Annotated in this window: 21 protein-coding genes; 12 read left to right on the forward strand and 9 right to left on the reverse strand. The window is 56.3% G+C overall.

Features of this window, described 5'->3' with window-relative positions; translation table 11 throughout:
- Positions 1-25: 25 nt before the first annotated feature.
- Positions 26-490, reverse strand: a complete 465-nt coding sequence (locus tag QZ725_RS06300; protein ID WP_293777484.1) for an FKBP-type peptidyl-prolyl cis-trans isomerase — start codon at positions 488-490, stop codon at positions 26-28.
- Positions 491-627: 137 nt separating this feature from the next.
- Here QZ725_RS06300 and radC point away from each other — a divergent pair, with 137 nt between their 5' ends.
- The 3 genes from radC to rpmG all read left to right on the forward strand — a co-directional run bounded on the left by radC (position 628) and on the right by rpmG (position 1,921).
- Positions 628-1,302 carry a DNA repair protein RadC gene (radC, locus tag QZ725_RS06305; protein WP_293777487.1) on the forward strand — a complete coding sequence of 225 codons (675 nt, stop codon included), beginning with the start codon at positions 628-630 and terminating at the stop codon, positions 1,300-1,302.
- A 190-nt stretch (positions 1,303-1,492) separates the two neighbouring features.
- Entirely contained in the window at positions 1,493-1,729 is a 237-nt protein-coding gene (gene rpmB, locus QZ725_RS06310) for a 50S ribosomal protein L28 (protein WP_136419918.1), read from the forward strand.
- Positions 1,730-1,753: 24 nt separating this feature from the next.
- Positions 1,754-1,921 (forward strand): 50S ribosomal protein L33, encoded by a 168-nt coding sequence (rpmG, locus tag QZ725_RS06315; RefSeq protein WP_188379232.1) that lies wholly within the window; start codon positions 1,754-1,756, stop codon positions 1,919-1,921.
- A 245-nt stretch (positions 1,922-2,166) separates the two neighbouring features.
- On the opposite strand, the gene orn is transcribed toward rpmG, so the two are convergent.
- On the reverse strand, positions 2,167-2,748 hold the full coding sequence (gene orn, locus QZ725_RS06320; protein ID WP_293777494.1) for an oligoribonuclease: 582 nt from the start codon (positions 2,746-2,748) through the stop codon (positions 2,167-2,169).
- A gap of 66 nt (positions 2,749-2,814) precedes the next feature.
- Between orn and QZ725_RS06325 the strand changes: the two genes are divergently transcribed.
- The 7 genes from QZ725_RS06325 (at position 2,815) to trpS (ending at position 9,365) form a co-directional block, all read left to right on the forward strand.
- Positions 2,815-4,077, forward strand: coding sequence for a M48 family metallopeptidase (locus tag QZ725_RS06325; protein ID WP_293777496.1), 1,263 nt, complete (start codon positions 2,815-2,817; stop codon positions 4,075-4,077).
- Positions 4,074-4,427, forward strand: coding sequence for a 4a-hydroxytetrahydrobiopterin dehydratase (locus QZ725_RS06330; RefSeq protein ID WP_293777498.1), 354 nt, complete (start codon positions 4,074-4,076; stop codon positions 4,425-4,427). Before QZ725_RS06325 ends, QZ725_RS06330 begins: the two co-directional genes overlap by 4 nt.
- A 14-nt stretch (positions 4,428-4,441) precedes the next feature.
- Positions 4,442-5,323 carry a ribosome small subunit-dependent GTPase A gene (rsgA, locus tag QZ725_RS06335; protein WP_293777500.1) on the forward strand — a complete coding sequence of 294 codons (882 nt, stop codon included), beginning with the start codon at positions 4,442-4,444 and terminating at the stop codon, positions 5,321-5,323.
- Between the two features lie 119 nt (positions 5,324-5,442).
- Positions 5,443-6,360: an ornithine carbamoyltransferase gene (gene argF / locus QZ725_RS06340; protein WP_293777502.1), complete on the forward strand. Its 918-nt coding sequence runs from the start codon at positions 5,443-5,445 to the stop codon at positions 6,358-6,360.
- 41 nt (positions 6,361-6,401) lie between these two features.
- Positions 6,402-7,742 carry an argininosuccinate synthase gene (gene argG / locus QZ725_RS06345; protein WP_293777504.1) on the forward strand — a complete coding sequence of 447 codons (1,341 nt, stop codon included), beginning with the start codon at positions 6,402-6,404 and terminating at the stop codon, positions 7,740-7,742.
- A 27-nt stretch (positions 7,743-7,769) separates the two neighbouring features.
- Positions 7,770-8,084, forward strand: a complete 315-nt coding sequence (locus tag QZ725_RS06350) for a pyrimidine/purine nucleoside phosphorylase (RefSeq protein ID WP_293777506.1) — start codon at positions 7,770-7,772, stop codon at positions 8,082-8,084.
- A gap of 252 nt (positions 8,085-8,336) precedes the next feature.
- Complete coding sequence (gene trpS, locus QZ725_RS06355) at positions 8,337-9,365, forward strand: tryptophan--tRNA ligase (protein WP_293777508.1); 1,029 nt, start codon at positions 8,337-8,339, stop codon at positions 9,363-9,365.
- Positions 9,366-9,450: 85 nt separating this feature from the next.
- Here the strand turns inward: trpS and QZ725_RS06360 are convergent, their stop codons facing one another.
- Both QZ725_RS06360 and murB read right to left on the reverse strand, forming a co-directional pair.
- Positions 9,451-10,071 carry a cold shock and DUF1294 domain-containing protein gene (locus QZ725_RS06360; RefSeq protein ID WP_293777510.1) on the reverse strand — a complete coding sequence of 207 codons (621 nt, stop codon included), beginning with the start codon at positions 10,069-10,071 and terminating at the stop codon, positions 9,451-9,453.
- Positions 10,072-10,073: 2 nt separating this feature from the next.
- Positions 10,074-11,105 carry a UDP-N-acetylmuramate dehydrogenase gene (murB, locus tag QZ725_RS06365; RefSeq protein ID WP_293777512.1) on the reverse strand — a complete coding sequence of 344 codons (1,032 nt, stop codon included), beginning with the start codon at positions 11,103-11,105 and terminating at the stop codon, positions 10,074-10,076.
- A gap of 168 nt (positions 11,106-11,273) precedes the next feature.
- Here murB and QZ725_RS06370 point away from each other — a divergent pair, with 168 nt between their 5' ends.
- Both QZ725_RS06370 and QZ725_RS06375 read left to right on the forward strand, forming a co-directional pair.
- A complete protein-coding gene (locus QZ725_RS06370; RefSeq protein WP_293777515.1) occupies positions 11,274-11,759 on the forward strand; it encodes a YajQ family cyclic di-GMP-binding protein in 486 nt (161 codons plus the stop codon).
- Between the two features lie 66 nt (positions 11,760-11,825).
- A complete protein-coding gene (locus QZ725_RS06375; RefSeq protein ID WP_293777518.1) occupies positions 11,826-12,458 on the forward strand; it encodes a TIGR02281 family clan AA aspartic protease in 633 nt (210 codons plus the stop codon).
- Positions 12,459-12,576: 118 nt separating this feature from the next.
- Here QZ725_RS06375 and QZ725_RS06380 read toward each other — a convergent pair whose 3' ends face one another.
- The 5 genes from QZ725_RS06380 to QZ725_RS06400 all read right to left on the reverse strand — a co-directional run bounded on the left by QZ725_RS06380 (position 12,577) and on the right by QZ725_RS06400 (position 17,783).
- Complete coding sequence (locus QZ725_RS06380; protein WP_293777604.1) at positions 12,577-13,773, reverse strand: fatty acid desaturase; 1,197 nt, start codon at positions 13,771-13,773, stop codon at positions 12,577-12,579.
- Positions 13,774-13,878: 105 nt separating this feature from the next.
- Complete coding sequence (locus tag QZ725_RS06385; RefSeq protein ID WP_293777521.1) at positions 13,879-15,249, reverse strand: mechanosensitive ion channel domain-containing protein; 1,371 nt, start codon at positions 15,247-15,249, stop codon at positions 13,879-13,881.
- A gap of 28 nt (positions 15,250-15,277) precedes the next feature.
- Positions 15,278-16,534, reverse strand: a complete 1,257-nt coding sequence (locus QZ725_RS06390; protein ID WP_293777524.1) for an RsmB/NOP family class I SAM-dependent RNA methyltransferase — start codon at positions 16,532-16,534, stop codon at positions 15,278-15,280.
- A 49-nt stretch (positions 16,535-16,583) separates the two neighbouring features.
- Positions 16,584-17,228, reverse strand: a complete 645-nt coding sequence (gene purN / locus QZ725_RS06395) for a phosphoribosylglycinamide formyltransferase (RefSeq protein WP_293777526.1) — start codon at positions 17,226-17,228, stop codon at positions 16,584-16,586.
- 156 nt (positions 17,229-17,384) lie between these two features.
- On the reverse strand, positions 17,385-17,783 hold the full coding sequence (locus QZ725_RS06400; RefSeq protein WP_293777527.1) for a barstar family protein: 399 nt from the start codon (positions 17,781-17,783) through the stop codon (positions 17,385-17,387).
- Between the last annotated feature and the right edge of the window lie 19 nt (positions 17,784-17,802).

The raw sequence follows: 17,802 nt of genomic DNA on the forward strand, positions 1-17,802 counted from the left end.
AGGACTTGCCAATGCGCTCTTTCAATCAAAGAACGCCAATGATCTTCACTTCAAACTGTACATTCTGTCCAGCCAGCGGATGATTGAAATCGAACAGTGCCGATTCTTCATCGATCTCGCACAGCATGCCGGCAAATCGGCCGCCACCGGGCGCGGCAAATTCCACCAGATCGCCGATCGCATATTGTTCATGCGGCGTAGAATTCTGCGCCAGCGTCTCGCGCGACAGACGGCGCAACAATTCCGGATTACGCGCACCAAAAGCCTGCTCGGGCGTCAGATGAAACACTGTATGCGCCCCCTCAGCCAGACCCAGCAAACAGTCTTCGAGAAACGGTGCCAGTTGGCCCGCTCCCAGCTGCAGGGTTGCCGGATTATCGGCAAAGGTGCTGACGATATCCTCACCCTGCTCCGACGCCAGACGGTAATGCAGCGTCAGATACGCGCCCTGCCCGATAACGGCCTGCGTGGCCTGTGATACATTCGTCATGCGATTCCCGGTTAGCCAGACTGGCACTATTTTAAGCCAGCTTGAGGGGCACTGCCTCTCGCAACCGTCTGAGAAAACAAAGAAGCGTGATTTGAAAGCGCTCACCTCCGCCGCTTTCCTTGCAAGACAGGAAACCCATGGCAATCACCGACTGGCCCGAAGACCAGCGTCCACGCGAACGCCTGATCCGTCACGGCGCCACCGCCCTTTCCAATGCCGAATTGCTGGCCGTGTTTCTGCGGGTTGGCGTAACCGGCAAAAGCGCCGTCGATCTCGGGCGCGACATGATCACGCATTTCGGCTCGCTAAACCGCATGTTCTCTGCCTCGCTGCAGGATTTCTCAAAATTGAACGGCTTGGGTGCAGCCAAATACGCGCAACTGCAAGCCGTCATCGAACTGGCGCGCCGTGCGCTGGCAGAAGAAATGCAACAAGGATCGATGCTGAATTCGCCGCAAACCGTCACCCAGTATTTACAACTCATGCTGGCCAATCAGCCGCACGAATCTTTTGTCGTACTGTTTCTCGACGTGAAGAATCGCCTGATCGCGTGCGAAGAACTGTTTCGCGGCACTCTGACCAGCGCCAGCGTCTATCCACGCGAAGTCGTCAAAGCGGCGCTCGCCCACAATGCAGCCAGCGTCATCCTTGCCCATAACCATCCGTCCGGCAGTGCCGAACCGAGCGCCGCCGATCATGCAGTCACGCAAACGCTCAAGCAGGCGCTGGCGCTGGTCGATATCCGCGTACTCGATCACATCATCGTGGCGACATCGCAGATTCACTCGTTTGCCGAGCATGGACAAATATAAGACGCAAATAAGATACGACCTGAATAAGCGACGAAAAACAGCGAATCGACTTGTTACTTTAGCTCCCCTAATTGTTAAATTATTTAAATACAACAAGACACAATTGTTTTACGCAAGTCATTGAATAATCGTATTTTTTTCGATATACTCTCGTTTTTTCCAAATCTGGAATCTTTTAGGGAGTACCACCATGGCACGTGTATGCCAAGTCACCGGGAAAGGGCCGATGGTCGGCAACAACGTTTCCCACGCCAACAACAAAACGAAACGTCGTTTCCTGCCTAACCTGCAGAACCGTCGCATCTTCGTTGAATCCGAAAATCGCTGGGTTTCGCTGCGCGTTTCCAACGCCGGTCTGCGCGTGATCGACAAGATCGGCATCGATGCCGTTCTGGCTGACATGCGCGCTCGTGGCGAAAAAGTCTAACTAGCAGAATAAAGAGGAACCATCATGGCGAAATCTGGCCGCGACAAAATCAAGCTGGAGTCGACCGCAGGTACGGGTCACTTCTACACCACCACGAAAAACAAGCGCACCATGCCTGAAAAAATGGCGATCATCAAATTTGATCCCAAGGCACGCAAGCACGTGGAATACAAGGAAACCAAGATCAAGTAATTGGTCTGGTTCGATGGAAAAAACCGCTCATTCGAGCGGTTTTTTTTCGCCCGCACCAGAAACATCTGAAAAAAGTCGGGGCAAAATCGTCCAGCGAAGACCTTGCAACGTTACCAAAACCTGAAATCAAGCCTGACGCATTTGCAACACTTGGCTCATTTGGTGAAAATCCGCAGGCCAAAATGAAAACGCCGCCCAAACAGCAGGCGGCGCAACATGGCATTCACTCAACGATCGGGCCGTCATCACTCCTTGATGAAGTGTTCCCGGTAGTAGCGTAGTTCTTCGATCGATTCGATGATATCGGCCAGCGCCGTGTGTTTCTGATGCTTTTTGAAACCGGATGCCAGTTCCGGTTTCCAGCGTTTGCACAGTTCCTTGAGCGTCGATACATCCAGATTGCGGTAGTGGAAGAAAGCTTCGAGCTTGGGCATACCACGCGCCATGAAGCGGCGATCCTGGCAAATCGTATTGCCGCACATCGGCGATTTACCCGCTGGCACGTACTTTTTCAGGAATTCGATCAAGGCCACTTCGGCGTCGGCTTCGGTCGTGGTCGATGCCTTGACGCGCTCGATCAAACCCGAACGGCCGTGCGTGCCCTTGTTCCAGGCATCCATGCCATCCATGATTTCGTCCGACTGGTGAATCGCAAAAACCGGGCCTTCGCCAATGATGTTCAACTCGGAATCGGTGACCACTACGGCAACTTCGATGATGCGGTCCTTGTCGGGATCGAGTCCGGTCATTTCCATATCGACCCAGACCAGATTGAATTCGTTGGGACGCAAAGGCGTGATGGAGGCCGATTCATTCGCTTGTGACATAATTGATTTCCTTGAATTCCATTAAGCAGTAGTAGTCATAAGCCGCCATTTTCTCACAGGAAAAGAATGACATCATTTGCCTTTACCGTTTTGTTCGTCGGCTTTCTGCTCCTCAGCATCGTCGTACGCTTCTGGCTGGCATCGCGCCACATTCGCCACATTCAGGCAAACCGCGCCGCTGTACCGCCTCAATTCGCCGGCCGCATTCCGCTTGAAGCGCACCAGCGCGCCGCCGACTATACGGTCGCCAAAACCAAGTTTGCCCTCTTCGTCATTCTGCTCAACAGTGCCGTTCTGATCGGCTTCACGCTGATGGGCGGCCTGCAATGGCTGGCAGAAACCTCGCTAGGCATTTTCGGCCCCGGCATTCGCTACCAACTGGCGCTGGTACTGGCCTTCGCGCTGATTTCGGGACTGATCGAACTGCCATTCGACTACTTCCGCCAGTTCCGGCTGGAAGCAGCCTTCGGCTTCAACCGCATGACGCCCGCCCTCTTCTTTACCGATTTGGTCAAGAGCACCATGATTTCGCTGGCGATCGGTTTGGGCCTGGTGTGGATCGTTCTGTTGCTGATGGAAAAATCCGGCGACCTCTGGTGGCTCTATGCATGGTTCGTCTGGTGCGGCTTCCAGTTACTGATGCTGGTGCTGGTGCCGCTGTTCATCGCACCGCTGTTCAACAAATTCAAGCCACTGGAAGATGAAAGCCTGAAATCGCGTATCGAAAATCTCATGAAACGTACTGGCTTCGCCGCCAGCGGTTTGTTCGTGATGGATGGTTCGCGCCGCAGCGCGCACGGCAATGCCTACTTTTCAGGCTTTGGTGCAGCCAAGCGCATCGTTTTCTTCGATACGCTACTCGAACGTCTCGCACCGCATGAAATCGAAGCCGTACTGGCGCATGAACTAGGCCATTTCAAGCTCAAGCACATCGTCAAGCGCATTGCGATGATGTTTGGCGCTTCACTGGTTTTTCTTGCGCTACTCGGCTATCTGAAAACGCAAACCTGGTTCTACACGGGGCTGGGCGTCGATCCCATGCTCAATGCCAGCAACGATGCGATGGCGCTGTTGCTGTTCGCCCTGATCCTGCCGGTGTTCGCCTTCCTGCTGTCACCGTTGACTTCGCTGGGCTCGCGCAAGCACGAGTTCGAGGCGGATGCATTTGCGGCGAAATATACGAATGCGCAAGATCTCGTCTCGGCACTCGTCAAACTGTATGAAGACAATGCCTCGACGCTGACGCCCGATCCACTGCATTCCGCGTTTTACGACTCGCATCCACCGGCCAGCGTACGCATCAATCGCCTGCTCGACCAACCTGCATGACCACGCTGGCAGACCTGCGCACCAGGCAATGCGTGCCGCAACGGCAAGCCTTGCCTGAGGCGCAAGTCAATGCACTGCTCGCCTTGCTGGATGATTGGCAACGCGAAGGAAAAACCATTGTGCGGACTCTCTCCTTTGCCGATTTCCACGCCACGATGGATTTCGTCGATCGTATCGCGGCGATCATCCATGCGCAGGACCATCATCCCGAGCTGACTGTCAGCTACAACCGTTGCGTGGTCCGCTATCACACGCATTCGGTCAATGACAATCAGGGTGGTCTCTCGGAAAACGATTTCATCTGTGCGGCGCGTATCGATGCGCTGTACGCCCCCAATCACGCCCAATAAGAATTACTCACAACATGCAGGGAACCGTCATTGCGGCGCATGGCCGTCACTACCTCGTGCAAACCGACACCGTACGATTGCAATGCGTTACACGCGGCAAGAAAAGCGATGTGGCCGTTGGCGATCACGTCGAGATCAAGCAGACTTCCGACAATCAGGGCGTGATCGAATCAATTGCCGAGCGCGAGACGTTTCTGTATCGCTCGGACCAGTATCGTTCCAAGCTGCTGGCCGCCAATGTCGATCAGCTATTTATCGTGGTGGCAACCGAACCGAGTTTCACCGATGACCTGGTATCGCGCGCGCTGGTCGCTGCCGAAGCTGCCGGTGTGAAGGCGCAACTGATCCTGAACAAGATCGACGTGACCGACAATCTGGCACGGGCGCGCGAGCGCGTCGCGGTCTATGCGGGCATCGGCTATACCGTCCATGAAGTCTCGGCACAAGCAAAACCCGACGCCACACGCGACCTGTTGATGCCGTTGCTACAAGGGCATCGAACCATCCTGATCGGCCAATCCGGCATGGGCAAATCGTCGCTGATCAACCTGATCGTGCCCAATGCCGACATCGCCGTGCGCGAGATTTCGGCGGCGCTCGATACCGGCAAGCACACGACGACCTTCACGCGCCAGTACGCGATCGACGACAACACGACCATTCTCGATTCGCCCGGCTTTCAGGAATTCGGTCTTTACCACCTGACAGAAGGCATGCTGGAACGCGCCTTCCCTGAATTTCGTCCGTATCTGGGTGGGTGCAAGTTTTATAACTGTCACCATGTCAGCGAACCGGATTGCGCGGTTCGACAGGCTGTGGAGAGCGGAGAAATCCCCGCCATGCGACATGCCCTCTACCTGCAACTGCTGCACGAATCCTCGCAAAAGCTTTATTGAGGCGTGGAGGTCATTACGCGAAATGTCGGTATTTGGCTGGCTTTCAAGACAAAATCCCTTATAATTTAAGCAGTTATCACAACCGGCGGCAGGCGCCAACCTAGCCGCCGTTTTTAATTATGGCAATCAAACACTTTCTGCAATTTTCCGATCTGAAGCTGGACGAATTCGAATATCTGATCGAACGCACCCGCACCATCAAACGGAAGTTCAAGAATTACGAACCCCACCCGACGCTGGCCGACCGCACGCTGGTCATGGTCTTCGAGAAAAACTCCACGCGTACCCGCCTGTCATTCGAAGCCGGCATGCACCAGATGGGTGGTGCTGCCATCTACCTGAATACACGCGACAGCCAGTTGGGACGTGGCGAACCGGTGGAAGATGCGGCACAAGTGATGTCACGCATGTGCGACGTCATCATGATCCGCACTTTCGGGCAGGACATCATCGAGCGATTCGCTGCCAATTCGCGCGTGCCGGTGATCAATGGCCTGACCAATGAACATCACCCCTGCCAGGTGCTGGCTGACGTCTTCACCTTCATCGAGCATCGTGGTTCGATCAAGGGCAAGACCGTGGCCTGGGTGGGCGATGCCAACAACATGCTCTATTCGTGGCTGCAGGCTGCGCAAGTATTCGATTTCCACGTCAACGTCTCGACGCCGAAACGCTACGAGATTGATCCTTCGCTGGTAGCCGAAGACAACACGCATTACACGCTGTTCGACTCCCCTTCCGACGCTTGCCAAGGCGCGCATTTGGTCACCACCGATGTCTGGACCAGCATGGGCTTCGAGGAAGAAAATGCCGCCCGCCTGAAAGCCTTCAGGGGCTGGATCGTGGATAGCGAAAAGATGCAGCGCGCCCAGCCCGATGCCCTATTCATGCACTGCCTGCCGGCGCATCGCGGCGAAGAGGTTTCCGCAGAAGTCATTGACGGCCCGCAATCGGTGGTCTGGGATGAAGCCGAAAACCGTCTGCACGTGCAAAAAGCCCTGCTCGAATATCTGGTCCTCGGCAAGCTCGACGCCTGAACCGCCTCCGATTTACTCTCATTCACGCCGAAGTACACATCATGTCGAAGATTCTTCAATCCGTTCCCGTCAATCAGAAAGTCGGCATTGCCTTTTCCGGCGGTCTCGATACCAGTGCTGCGCTGCACTGGATGCGCCAGAAAGGCGCCATTCCTTACGCTTACACGGCCAATCTGGGCCAGCCTGACGAATCGGATTACGACGCGATTCCGCGCAAAGCCAAGGAATACGGTGCCGAAGATGCACGCCTGATCGATTGCCGCGAACAGTTGGCAGCCGAAGGCATCGCCGCCCTGCAGAGTGGCGCATTCCACGTCACCACCGCGGGCCAGACTTACTTCAACACGACGCCGCTGGGCCGTGCCGTCACCGGCACCATGCTGGTCGCTGCGATGAAGGAAGACAACGTCGATATCTGGGGTGATGGCAGCACCTACAAGGGCAACGATATCGAGCGTTTCTACCGCTACGGCTTGCTGATCAATCCTGATCTGCGCATCTACAAACCGTGGCTCGACGACACCTTCATCAACGAACTCGGCGGCCGCAAGGAAATGTCGGAATTCCTGATCAAGTCGGGCTTCGACTACAAGATGTCGGTCGAGAAAGCGTACTCCACCGATTCCAACATGCTGGGCGCAACCCACGAAGCCAAGGATCTGGAATTCCTGAACACCGGCATCAAGATCGTGCAGCCGATCATGGGCGTGGCTTTCTGGCGCGATGACGTCGAAATCAAGCGCGAAGAAGTGACGATCCGTTTCGAAGAAGGCCGTCCGGTCGCGCTCAACGGCGTGACGTTCGCCAGCCTGACCGATTTGATCCTGGAAGCCAACAAGATCGGTGGCCGTCACGGCCTCGGTATGAGCGACCAGATCGAAAACCGTATCATCGAAGCCAAGAGCCGCGGCATCTATGAAGCACCAGGCCTGGCATTGCTGTTCATCGCCTACGAACGCCTGATCACCGGCATTCACAACGAAGACACCATCGAGCAGTATCGCGAGAACGGCCGCAAACTCGGCCGCCTGTTGTATCAGGGTCGCTGGTTCGATCCGCAAGCCATCATGCTGCGCGAAGCCTCGCAGCGCTGGGTTGCACGCGCCGTGACCGGCGAAGTGACGATCGAACTGCGTCGCGGCAACGACTATTCGCTGCTCAATACCGAATCGCCAAACCTGACCTATGCGCCAGAGCGCCTGTCGATGGAAAAGGTCGAGGATGCACCATTCTCGCCGATCGATCGTATCGGCCAGCTGACGATGCGTAATCTCGACATTACTGACACGCGCCACAAGCTCGGCATCTACAGCAAAGCTGGTCTGCTGAGCGGCAATTCCTCGGTCGCCCTGCCGCGCATCGGCAAGGACAGCGACAAATAATTTTTCCCATTTCACTACGCTAAAACCATGACCACTCAATTCGATAACGTTTCCGTCGTCAAGAAGGCCAACATCTACTTCGACGGCAAATGCGTCTCGCACTCGGTAGTGTTCGCCGACGGCACCAAGAAAACCATCGGCGTCATCTTTCCTTCGTCATTGAAATTCAATACCGGCGCTGCCGAAATCATGGAACTGAATGCCGGCAAATGCCGCATTCGCCTCGCCGGTGAAAGCGAATGGCAAGCCTATGAAGGTGGCCAGCAATTCAATGTGCCAGCCAATTCGAGCTTCGATATCGAAACCATCGAAACGCTGGATTACGTTTGCCACTTCGTCTGATCGCATTCGTCATACCCATTCAAAAGCCCGGTTCAGCCGGGCTTTTGTTTGCATAAATGACGATGCTGACATGCGCGAATGCTATACTGCACGCCATGAAAAACGGAAACCAAGACCTCGTTTGCCATTGGTGGCGCGCCTGAACCGGCGGCCCGTTTTCATTCATTTATCCAAAACGTGATGCCGCCCGTCCTGGCGGCATTGTTTTTTGGCACAGCAGGATTGGCGGCAAACTGAACAACCGGAGCACCCATGTCCCTGAATGCATCGTCGAGCAATACCCCTCCCATCGTTCTGACCGGCGATCGTCCGACCGGCCCATTGCACCTCGGCCACTACATCGGCTCGCTGAAGTCGCGCGTCGAATTGCAGCACACGACGCAGCAATTCATCCTGCTGGCCGATACGCAAGCGATGACGGACAATGTCGGCCGCCACCAGCGCGTGACCGAGAACGTGATGGAAGTCGCACTCGATTATCTGGCCGTCGGTATCGACCCGGAGAAATCAACGATCTTCATTCAGTCGCAAGTGCGCGAACTCTACGAGTTGTCGATGGTGTTGCTGAATCTGGTGACGGTATCGCGACTCGAACGTAACCCCACCATCAAGGAAGAAATCCGCTTGCGCGGTTTCGAGCGCGACATTCCGGCTGGTTTCCTGACCTATCCGGTTAGCCAGGCTGCCGACATCACAGCCTTCAAGGCGACGCTGGTGCCGGTTGGTAACGACCAGTTGCCGATGATCGAGCAAACCAACGAACTCGTGCGCCGCTTCAACAATGTGGTCGGCAAGGAAATTCTGGTCGAGTGCAAGGAAATGCTGTCGGCCACTAGCCGCCTGCCCGGCATCGATGGCAAGGCCAAGATGAGCAAATCGCTCGGCAATGCAATCCAGTTGGGTTCGACACCTGCCGAGATCAAGAAAGCCGTCAACAATATGTACACGGACCCGAATCACCTGCGCGTCGAAGATCCGGGCCAGGTCGAAGGCAACGTCGTGTTCTCTTTCCTCGATGCCTTCGATCCGAACAAGGACGAACTCGAAGAACTGAAAGCGCACTATCGTCGCGGTGGCCTGGGTGACAGTGTGGTCAAGCGTCGTCTGGAAGCGCAACTACAGGCAATGATCGAGCCGATCCGCACTCGTCGCGAGGAATTTGCCAAGGACAAGGGCGAAGTGCTGGCGATGCTCAAACGCGGTACCGAACGTGCGCGCACAGTTGCCGCGAAAACGCTGGATGAAGTGAATGCGTCGATGGGCCTCAACTACTTCGACTGAGCAAGACGAAGCATAAGAAAAATAAGAAAAGGCGATGGCATCCATCGCCTTTTTTATTACGTCGACAACCTGCAGCCGCGTTCGTCTACCCGGCAAACATGGCCGCGCGCAATGCCGTGCCATATGAAGAAAAAAGCCAGCAGACCGCCGCCAGGTGCAACAACACCGTGATCTTGTACATCGTCTGGAATGACGATTTGCCCGTTTTGTGGTGCAAGCGCGTCTGCGCCAACAAGCCGGCAGGCCAGCCCCCCATCAGGTCGAACAGGTGCAAACGTATTTCCGGTGTACGCCATGTCGCGTTGCGCGCCGCTTTCTTGTCGAGGGCATAAGCGACATAGGTGAGCAGATTGATGGTTGCCAGATAACCCAAGGCTTTCCACGATACGCCACCGAGAATGACGGCGATGCAGACGATCGTCAGATAAAACGCTCCCAGCCAACCCCATATGCTGCCCTGGCCTGCGCGAAGGGAAAGTCGTGGTGCCCCATGCGCTATCGCATCAGCAAATTGGGCTTGCTGCGCACATTCACGACCATTTTCAAAACCCGGCACATAGGTAACGACATCGCCCAGCGCGGGACGCCGCGCACGACGCGCGAATGCACTGATATGCAGGAACACACGCTTGCCACTGCCATTTTGCGTGATGAAGCCGAAACCCTGTTCGTCACGCCATTCCGTGATCTTGCCCTGATAGCGCATGGTCAGAGAAACACCGGCTCGGGTTCCAGCGTCACGCCGAAACGGTCATGCACGTCCGACTGAATTGCCTGCGACAGCGCGACGACATCGGCACCGGAAGCACCGCCACGATTGACCAGTACAAGCGCCTGATTCTCGTGCACACCAGCAGCACCGGCAATACGCCCTTTCCAGCCGCAGCGATCAATCAGCCAGCCGGCAGCCAGCTTGAACGTACCATCGGCTTGCGGATAGTGCACGAGATCGGGATGCGCCTGCAGCAAGGCTTCGCATTCGAGCGGTGTCACCACGGGATTCTTGAAGAAGCTGCCGGCATTACCGATCTTGCGTGGATCAGGCAATTTGCGTGAACGAATCGCGATGACCGCATCGGCAACCTGCCGTGGCGAAGCGGACGTCGCGGGCCCACCTGTTTCGCGCTCCAGCATATCGTGCAATTCCTTGTACCCTACTACGGGTTGCCACTCTGCAGGATGCGGGCAAAGGAACGTCACCGACAAAACCAGCCAATGCCCGGGATGATGTTTGAAAATGCTGTCACGATAGGCAAAGCGACAATCGCTGGCCGCCAATTGCAGAATCTCGCCACTCTGCCAATCCAGCACTTCAACCGATGCGATACGCTCCATGACTTCCAGACCATAGGCGCCGATATTCTGGATGGGCGATGCGCCAACGGTACCCGGAATCAGGGCCAGATTTTCGAGGCCCGGCACCTGCTGATCAATCAGATGCATGACGAACGCATGCCAGTTCTCGCCAGCGGCGGCCGTAACACGAATGCCGGCCGCATGCGTACGATCGATAGCCACACCACGCAAATCGACCTGAATGGTTAAGCCTGGCAAATCGCGCGTCAGCAGGATATTGCTGCCACCGCCCAGAAAGAATGCACCGCCTTCGGCGCGGCAATGCGCCATCAGATCGTCAAGCTGGGAACGTTGCTGCAGTACGGCAAACCGCTCTGCCTTGGCGTTGATGCCAAACGTGTTCAACGCACCCAGCGATTTCGCGGTTTCTATCGAAAGTTTCATAGCCCGTGATTATAGGCGCGTCCAGGCAAGCTGGCTTGACCCGAGCTGGTCCACACCATTCCACGCCATACGCGATGAATCGCAAGGATTTTGCAGACTGCAACGAACAAACGACGCAGTCGGCACGCTACAATGCGCGCTGCACAAGCAAGCTACAGGAGAAACACCATGCCCTCATTTGACACCGTATCCGAAGCCAACATGGTCGAAGTCCGCAACGCGGTCGATCAGGCAGGAAAAGAAATTTCGACGCGTTTCGACTTCAAGGGCAGCGATGCCCGCATCGAACAAAAGGATCGCGACCTGACCGTGTTTGCCGACTCCGAATTCCAGTTGAATCAAGTCCTCGATGTGTTGACCGGCAAACTGGTCAAGCGCAACGTGGACGTGCGTTTTCTAGATCGCGGCAAGATCGAGAAAATCGGTGGCGACAAGGTCAAGCAAGTCATCAAGATCAAGAACGGCATCGAAACCGAAGCGGCCAAGAAGATCGTCCGTATCATCAAGGACAGCAAGATGAAGGTTCAGGCCAGCATTCAGGGGGATGCTGTACGCGTGACTGGTGCCAAACGCGACGACCTGCAAGCAACGATGGCGATGCTGCGCAAGGAAGTCAGCGATCTGCCACTGGAATTCAACAACTTCCGCGACTGATCTCGCTTCATCCCTCACAGCGAAAGCGGCACAGCCGCTCATCCCGACCACACCGAGGTAATGCGCATGAAATTGCCGCTTTCGTTTCTCCTTCTCTCTCTGAGCCTTTCTGCTGCACAGGCAGCCGATATCAGCGTCGTCGGCCTGTTCCCGGGCAAGGCAGTGCTGGTGATCGATGGCAAGGCACCGAAAACCTATTCGGTCGGTGCCAAAGTCGCCCCAGAAGTAAAACTGGTCGATGTCGATCAAACCACCGCAACTTTCGAGACAGGCGGCAAGCGCCAGCGCTTCGACCTCGGCGCACACGTCAATCGCATGAGTGCCGCCACCAACAGCAGCGTGACGCTGAAGGCGGACGTTCAAGGTCATTTCGTGGTGCAGGGGCAAATCAATGGCGGTAGCATGCGCATGCTGGTCGATACAGGCGCGTCGATGGTGGCCATGCCGGCCAGCGATGCACGTCGTCTTGGCATTGACTATCGCAAAGGCAAACCCGTCTACATCAATACCGCAAACGGCGTGACAACCGCCTATCAAGTCATGCTGGACAGCGTGAAGGTCGGCGATATCACACTCAATCAGGTAGACGGTGTGGTGCAGGAAAGCGGTTTGCCGTTTGTGCTGCTAGGCATGTCTTTCCTCAAGCGAATGGAAATGCGGCGCGATGGCGATGAAATGGTGCTGACAAAGCGCTACTGAAATTTGTCCCGCAAGCACGCACCTCATGCGAAGACTTACCTGCAATACGCTTCGCTCAATTCTCAGTACAAATGAAAAAGGCCGGCAATGCCGGCCTTTTTCGTGATCACTTATCGGATCAGGCGTAGCTGCGCAAACGCAGCGAGAAATCGCGCAAGGCAACAATGCCCGACGATTCGGCGCGTGCGCACCAGTCTTGGAGTTGCTGCAGCAACTGGTCACGGCTGGCGTGCGAACGCTCCCACAGCCCGCCCAGTTCGACACGCATTTCATGCATGGTCTTGAGCTGGTTGCTGTGCTGGAACAGCGTCGTCAGTTGCTGCTTGTGCGGCTCTTGCAACTGGCTCGGCTCACGGCTCAACAACTTTCGCGAGGAACGCAGGAAACGCGATTCCAGCTTGGCTTTTTCCTTCAGATGTTCGACTTCCTCCGCCCAGATACGACGCAGCGATTTGGCATAGGTTGCCGTCACATCGTAGCGATTGGCGATCACCGACTGCAGGGTGTCGAAATCCAATTGTAACTTGCTGCGATCGAACTTCGGTTCCGGTACGACTTTCTTGACCTTGGCCAAACCCACGGCAGACAGCATGCGGATATACATCCAGCCGATGTCGATCTCGTACCATTTGCACGAAAACTTTGCCGAGGTGCCATAGGTATGGTGATTGTTGTGCAGTTCTTCACCGCCGATGATGATACCGATCGGGAACACATTGGTTGCCGCATCATTGCACTCGTAGTTGCGATAGCCCCAGTAGTGGCCGATACCATTGACCACGCCCGCGGCCCAGAATGGAATCCACGCCATCTGCACGGCCCAGACTGCCAAACCGACAGCGCCGAACATCAGCACATCCAGAATCAGCATGATGGACACGCCGAGCGCGCTGTGTTTGGTGTACAGGTTGCGCTCGATCCAGTCGTCCGGCGTGCCGTAACCGTACTTCTGCATCGTTTCTCTATTCTTGGCTTCCTGGCGATAGAGTTCTGCACCTTCGAAGAAGACCTTCTTGATGCCCTTGACGACCGGGCTGTGCGGATCCTCTTCAGTTTCGCATTTGGCGTGATGCTTGCGGTGGATGGCAACCCATTCCTTGGTCACCATGCCGGTGGTCATCCACAACCAGAAACGGAAGAAATGGGCCGCAATTGGATGCAGGTCAAGGCCGCGGTGCGTGGCACTGCGGTGCAGGTAAATGGTGACGCCACAGATCGTGATATGCGTCACGATCAGCGTGAAAAAGAAAATTTCCCAACCGGTAGCGCGGGTCAGGCCATTAGCAAGAAAATCGAGTACTGCGTCCAAGATGATATCTCTCCGAGCGACTGCCAAAATTGGCATGGTCCATATCTGGTGCCAGGATCGCGAATTACGAGAGGCACAAGTGTAAAAGTTACAGAGGGGATTGTAACCGTTTTAAGGCTGCAAGTCCTTGTTTGGAAAGGATTGTTGCGCATTTAGATGATCGCGGAAGCCAATGTATTGCTCTTCCGCCAACCTGATTTCACGCCGGGCAGCCGGCACCTGAATGCCATTCGCCTGAAAGGCTTGCCAGATGGCACGATTGACTTCCGACAATGCACCGCCGCGATGGTCGGGCGAATTGACGAAAAAACCCAGTTGCAGCTCGATGCCGTCTGGCATGAATGACAGCATGGTCGCGCCCGGCAGGCGATCCGGCCCTTTGCGCACGCGCTCCACGCTACGCGCCGCGTCTTCCATCAGGCGCAAGGCCAGCTCGGCATCCGAACGATAATCGATGACGATGCGCGTGGTCGCCTGCACTACGTGGTCAGTCAGTGTCATGTTCTGCACGGCAGCAGACACCAGCATGTCATTCGGCAGCACGGTATCTGTACCATCGCCGCCGCGCAACACCGTATAACGCGTGTTGATCTGTGCGACCTTGCCGCTGAATTTATCCACCGTCACCGCATCGCCAATCGACAGGCTGCGTTCAAGCAAGATCACAAAACCCGACACATAGCTGCTCGCCAGCTTTTGCAAACCCAGGCCCAAACCAACGCCCAATGCGCCGCTGAAGACCGACAACACGGTCAGATCGATGCCGACCATCGACAGGCTGAACAGCAAGGCCAGCAAGATCAGCAAACCCTTGCCCATGCGCGACAGCACGGCGCGCATCGACGAATGCATGCTGTCGAGCTTCATCAGACGCTCTTCCAGTAATGCCGAAGCCCACAAGGCCAGCAACATCGTCACGCTGACCGAGACGATGGCCTGCAATACCGTCAACAGCGAGACGCGGTTACGCCCCAGCGGGACATAGCTCGCTTCCAGCACATGCACGAGCTCCGGCAACAGGCCGGTGATATGCAAGGCGACAACGCACCACACCAGCGTTGCAAAACTGCGTTCGAACAGTACGACCATGCCGCCGACTCGCCCGCCACGCGCGAACACGCGATGCAACAGGTGAAAAGCCATGCGGATCAACGCGAAGGAACCAAACAATGGTGCCGCCAGGCGCAACAAATCGACGCTGTACCAGCGCTGCAAAATACCGCTGGAGACAATCAGCAACAACAATGTCAGCAAGGGCCACAGGATGCGACCGGCCGTTTCCGCAGCCAGATGCAAACGCGTGGTGCCACCACTGTTTCTGCTCTCTTCTGCCCGCGCAGCAAGCGCATTGCGCACCAGACGCGCCAGCAACCAGCCAAGGCCGACGCTGACAATCAGGGCTGCCAGTTGCCAGCGCAATCCCGGATTACCCAAATCAGTGGAAAGGTCCTGCCAGAGCGAAGAAAGCAGATTGTTGTTCATTGCCTGTAGAGAAATTACTTCTTGAAAATCACTTCTTGCGTTCGAGAACCGCAGCGAAGAAACCATCGGTCTGGTGCTTGTGCGGCAACAGTTTCAGATAGTCGCTCATTTCAAGATCGATCTTTTGCTCGGCAAGAACCTCGTGCATGGGTCGCAAGCTAAAGTCTTCACGTGCTGCCAGGAATTGCGCAACGATGCCTTCGTTTTCTTCATCGAGAATACTGCAGGTCGCATAGACCAGACGACCGCCCGGCTTCACGAGGCGCGCTGCCGCATTCAGGATGGACAATTGCTTCTCGTTGAGTTCCGCAACAGCCTGCGGCGTCTGGCGCCATTTGACGTCAGGATTACGGCGCAAGGTACCCAAACCGCTGCAAGGCGCATCGACCAATACGCGGTCGATCTTGCCGGCCAGGCGCTTCACCTTGGCATCGTTTTCATGCGCAATCGCGACCGGGTGCACATTCGACAAACCGCTGCGTGCCAGACGCGGCTTCAACTTGGCCAAGCGCTTGTCCGACACATCGAAAGCATAGAGACGACCGGTATTGCGCATCGCCGCGCCCAGCGACAAAGTCTTGCCGCCAGCACCGGCGCAAAAATCGACGATCATCTCGCCGCGCTTGGCACCGACGATCTGCGACAGCACCTGACTGCCTTCATCCTGCACTTCGATCGAACCGTTCTTGAACAAGGGCAGGTTCTGCAAGGCCGGTTTCTTGATGATACGAATGCCGAGCGGTGCGTAAGGCATCGCTTCGCACAGGATCGGCGCTTCTGCCAGTTCCGCAACCACGGCAGCGCGGTCCGCCTTGATGGCATTGACGCGCAAGTCGAGCGGTGCAGGACGATTCATCGCTTGTGCCAGTTCCAGCGTGGCGGCTTCGCCATCGCGCTCGACCAGTTTGGCAAACAGCCATTCCGGCAGATTGGCACGCAACGCGGCAGGCAAGGTCGTGCGATCGATCTGCATCACGCGTTCCAGCCAGACGCGTTCCTCTTCCGACAAGCCTGCCAGCGCATCGACACCGGCCGCATCTGCCAGACCCAGCAAGGTCATGCGTCGCATCATCGGGCCGACGCCGGATTCGACAAAATTGGTATAGACGGATTTGTTGCGCAACAAACCGTAGACCGCTTCGGCGATTACGCCGCGCTCGCGACCACCAAGACGCGGATGCTCGCGAAAATAGCGTGACAGGGTGCTGTCGGCAGGGCCAGTGAAACGCAAGACTTCTCGCAGGACTTCTTCGGTACTGGCAATGATTGCGGGAGGCAATCTCATAGTAAATCCTTCAACTGATAAAGAGTGATCGTACCCGGAGCAACGATGCTCAAGGTGAAAAAAGGGCTTGCGGCGGCACCGCGTCTACAGGCAATTGAATACGCACCTGCCCGTCGACAATCGTCAAACGCTCTTCGATGAACCAGCGCACGGCCTGCGGATACAAACGATGTTCGCTATCGAGCACGCGCGCAGCCAGACTCTGTTCGCTATCATCGGGCAGTACCGGCACGGCAACTTGCGAAACGATCGGCCCGTGATCGAGCTTTGGCGTCACGAAATGCACGGTGGCACCATGCACACGCACGCCAGCCTGCAAGGCTTGCCGATGCGTCGCCATGCCGACAAAGCTGGGCAACAACGAAGGGTGAATGTTCAGCATGCGCCCCTGATAATGCAGTACGAACGCGTCGGTCAGGATGCGCATGAACCCGGCCAGCACGACCAGATCCGGTGCGAAATCGTCAATCGCCTGCTGAAGCGCGGCATCGAAGGAAGCGCGGTCCGGATAATCGGCGCTGGGCACGACCCGCGTCGGCACACCCATTTCAGCGGCAATCACCAAACCTGGTGCATCGGCACTGTTACTGATGACGGCGGCAAACTCGGCAGGCCATTGTTCATCGGCGGCAGCGCGAAGAATCGCCTGCATGTTGCTGCCGCGCCCCGAAATCAGCATGACGATTCTTTTCATGGCGCGCATTGTACCGCAGGCCCCTCATCAGCCGGAATACAAGCGAGCGCAACGCTGCCCTGCCGACATCCATAACGCTGCAACCGCATAAATGACAACGGCTGCACCGGGCAGCCGTGAAAGAGTCTGACGCCGGGACGGCAATCGTCGCGGAAATTACTGGAAAGAATAAAAGACGCGGAACGCCACCTTCTTGTCAGCCCAGAAATCCGCCGCGTCGCGGAACACATCCAGCAGGGTTTCGCGCGCTTCCTTGTCGAACTTTGGCGTATTCGGCAATTGTTCCAGCACAACGAGGAAACCGGGCTGCGGCCCCGCCTTGTGCGCCAGGCTGGTCAGGCAGTCCGACAAGGCATCGAAGTTCTTGCCGAAATGACGCGGGAAATGAAATGCCTCGGCAATCGCGGCCAATACCTGCTGCTTGGTTGTGGCGTGTGCGCAGTGCGCGTAGAGAAAGTGCTGTCCGAGCGCCGCAGCTTCGGCCTGCAAGTCCGTCGCGCGGAAGGCACGGATCGACTGCACGACATTCGGCGGGACGGTTTTGAACAAACTCATGTATTCCACTCTCCAGCAA

Origin of the sequence: uncultured Oxalicibacterium sp., from assembly GCF_913776015.1 — a bacterium.
In the GTDB taxonomy this organism is placed as follows: Bacteria; Pseudomonadota; Gammaproteobacteria; order Burkholderiales; family Burkholderiaceae_D; genus Oxalicibacterium.

Coding starts and splice junctions, on each gene's coding strand:
- argF (WP_293777502.1), top strand. CDS start 5,443: ATGGCAATCAAACACTTTCTGCAATTTTCCGATCTGAAGCTGGACGAA.
- QZ725_RS06350 (WP_293777506.1), top strand. CDS start 7,770: ATGACCACTCAATTCGATAACGTTTCCGTCGTCAAGAAGGCCAACATC.
- trpS (WP_293777508.1), top strand. CDS start 8,337: ATGTCCCTGAATGCATCGTCGAGCAATACCCCTCCCATCGTTCTGACC.
- orn (WP_293777494.1), bottom strand. CDS start 2,748: ATGTCACAAGCGAATGAATCGGCCTCCATCACGCCTTTGCGTCCCAAC.
- QZ725_RS06385 (WP_293777521.1), bottom strand. CDS start 15,249: ATGAACAACAATCTGCTTTCTTCGCTCTGGCAGGACCTTTCCACTGAT.
- rpmB (WP_136419918.1), top strand. CDS start 1,493: ATGGCACGTGTATGCCAAGTCACCGGGAAAGGGCCGATGGTCGGCAAC.
- radC (WP_293777487.1), top strand. CDS start 628: ATGGCAATCACCGACTGGCCCGAAGACCAGCGTCCACGCGAACGCCTG.
- murB (WP_293777512.1), bottom strand. CDS start 11,105: ATGAAACTTTCGATAGAAACCGCGAAATCGCTGGGTGCGTTGAACACG.
- rsgA (WP_293777500.1), top strand. CDS start 4,442: ATGCAGGGAACCGTCATTGCGGCGCATGGCCGTCACTACCTCGTGCAA.
- QZ725_RS06325 (WP_293777496.1), top strand. CDS start 2,815: ATGACATCATTTGCCTTTACCGTTTTGTTCGTCGGCTTTCTGCTCCTC.
- QZ725_RS06390 (WP_293777524.1), bottom strand. CDS start 16,534: ATGAGATTGCCTCCCGCAATCATTGCCAGTACCGAAGAAGTCCTGCGA.
- purN (WP_293777526.1), bottom strand. CDS start 17,228: ATGAAAAGAATCGTCATGCTGATTTCGGGGCGCGGCAGCAACATGCAG.
- argG (WP_293777504.1), top strand. CDS start 6,402: ATGTCGAAGATTCTTCAATCCGTTCCCGTCAATCAGAAAGTCGGCATT.
- QZ725_RS06400 (WP_293777527.1), bottom strand. CDS start 17,783: ATGAGTTTGTTCAAAACCGTCCCGCCGAATGTCGTGCAGTCGATCCGT.
- QZ725_RS06300 (WP_293777484.1), bottom strand. CDS start 490: ATGACGAATGTATCACAGGCCACGCAGGCCGTTATCGGGCAGGGCGCG.
- QZ725_RS06370 (WP_293777515.1), top strand. CDS start 11,274: ATGCCCTCATTTGACACCGTATCCGAAGCCAACATGGTCGAAGTCCGC.
- rpmG (WP_188379232.1), top strand. CDS start 1,754: ATGGCGAAATCTGGCCGCGACAAAATCAAGCTGGAGTCGACCGCAGGT.
- QZ725_RS06375 (WP_293777518.1), top strand. CDS start 11,826: ATGAAATTGCCGCTTTCGTTTCTCCTTCTCTCTCTGAGCCTTTCTGCT.
- QZ725_RS06330 (WP_293777498.1), top strand. CDS start 4,074: ATGACCACGCTGGCAGACCTGCGCACCAGGCAATGCGTGCCGCAACGG.
- QZ725_RS06360 (WP_293777510.1), bottom strand. CDS start 10,071: ATGCGCTATCAGGGCAAGATCACGGAATGGCGTGACGAACAGGGTTTC.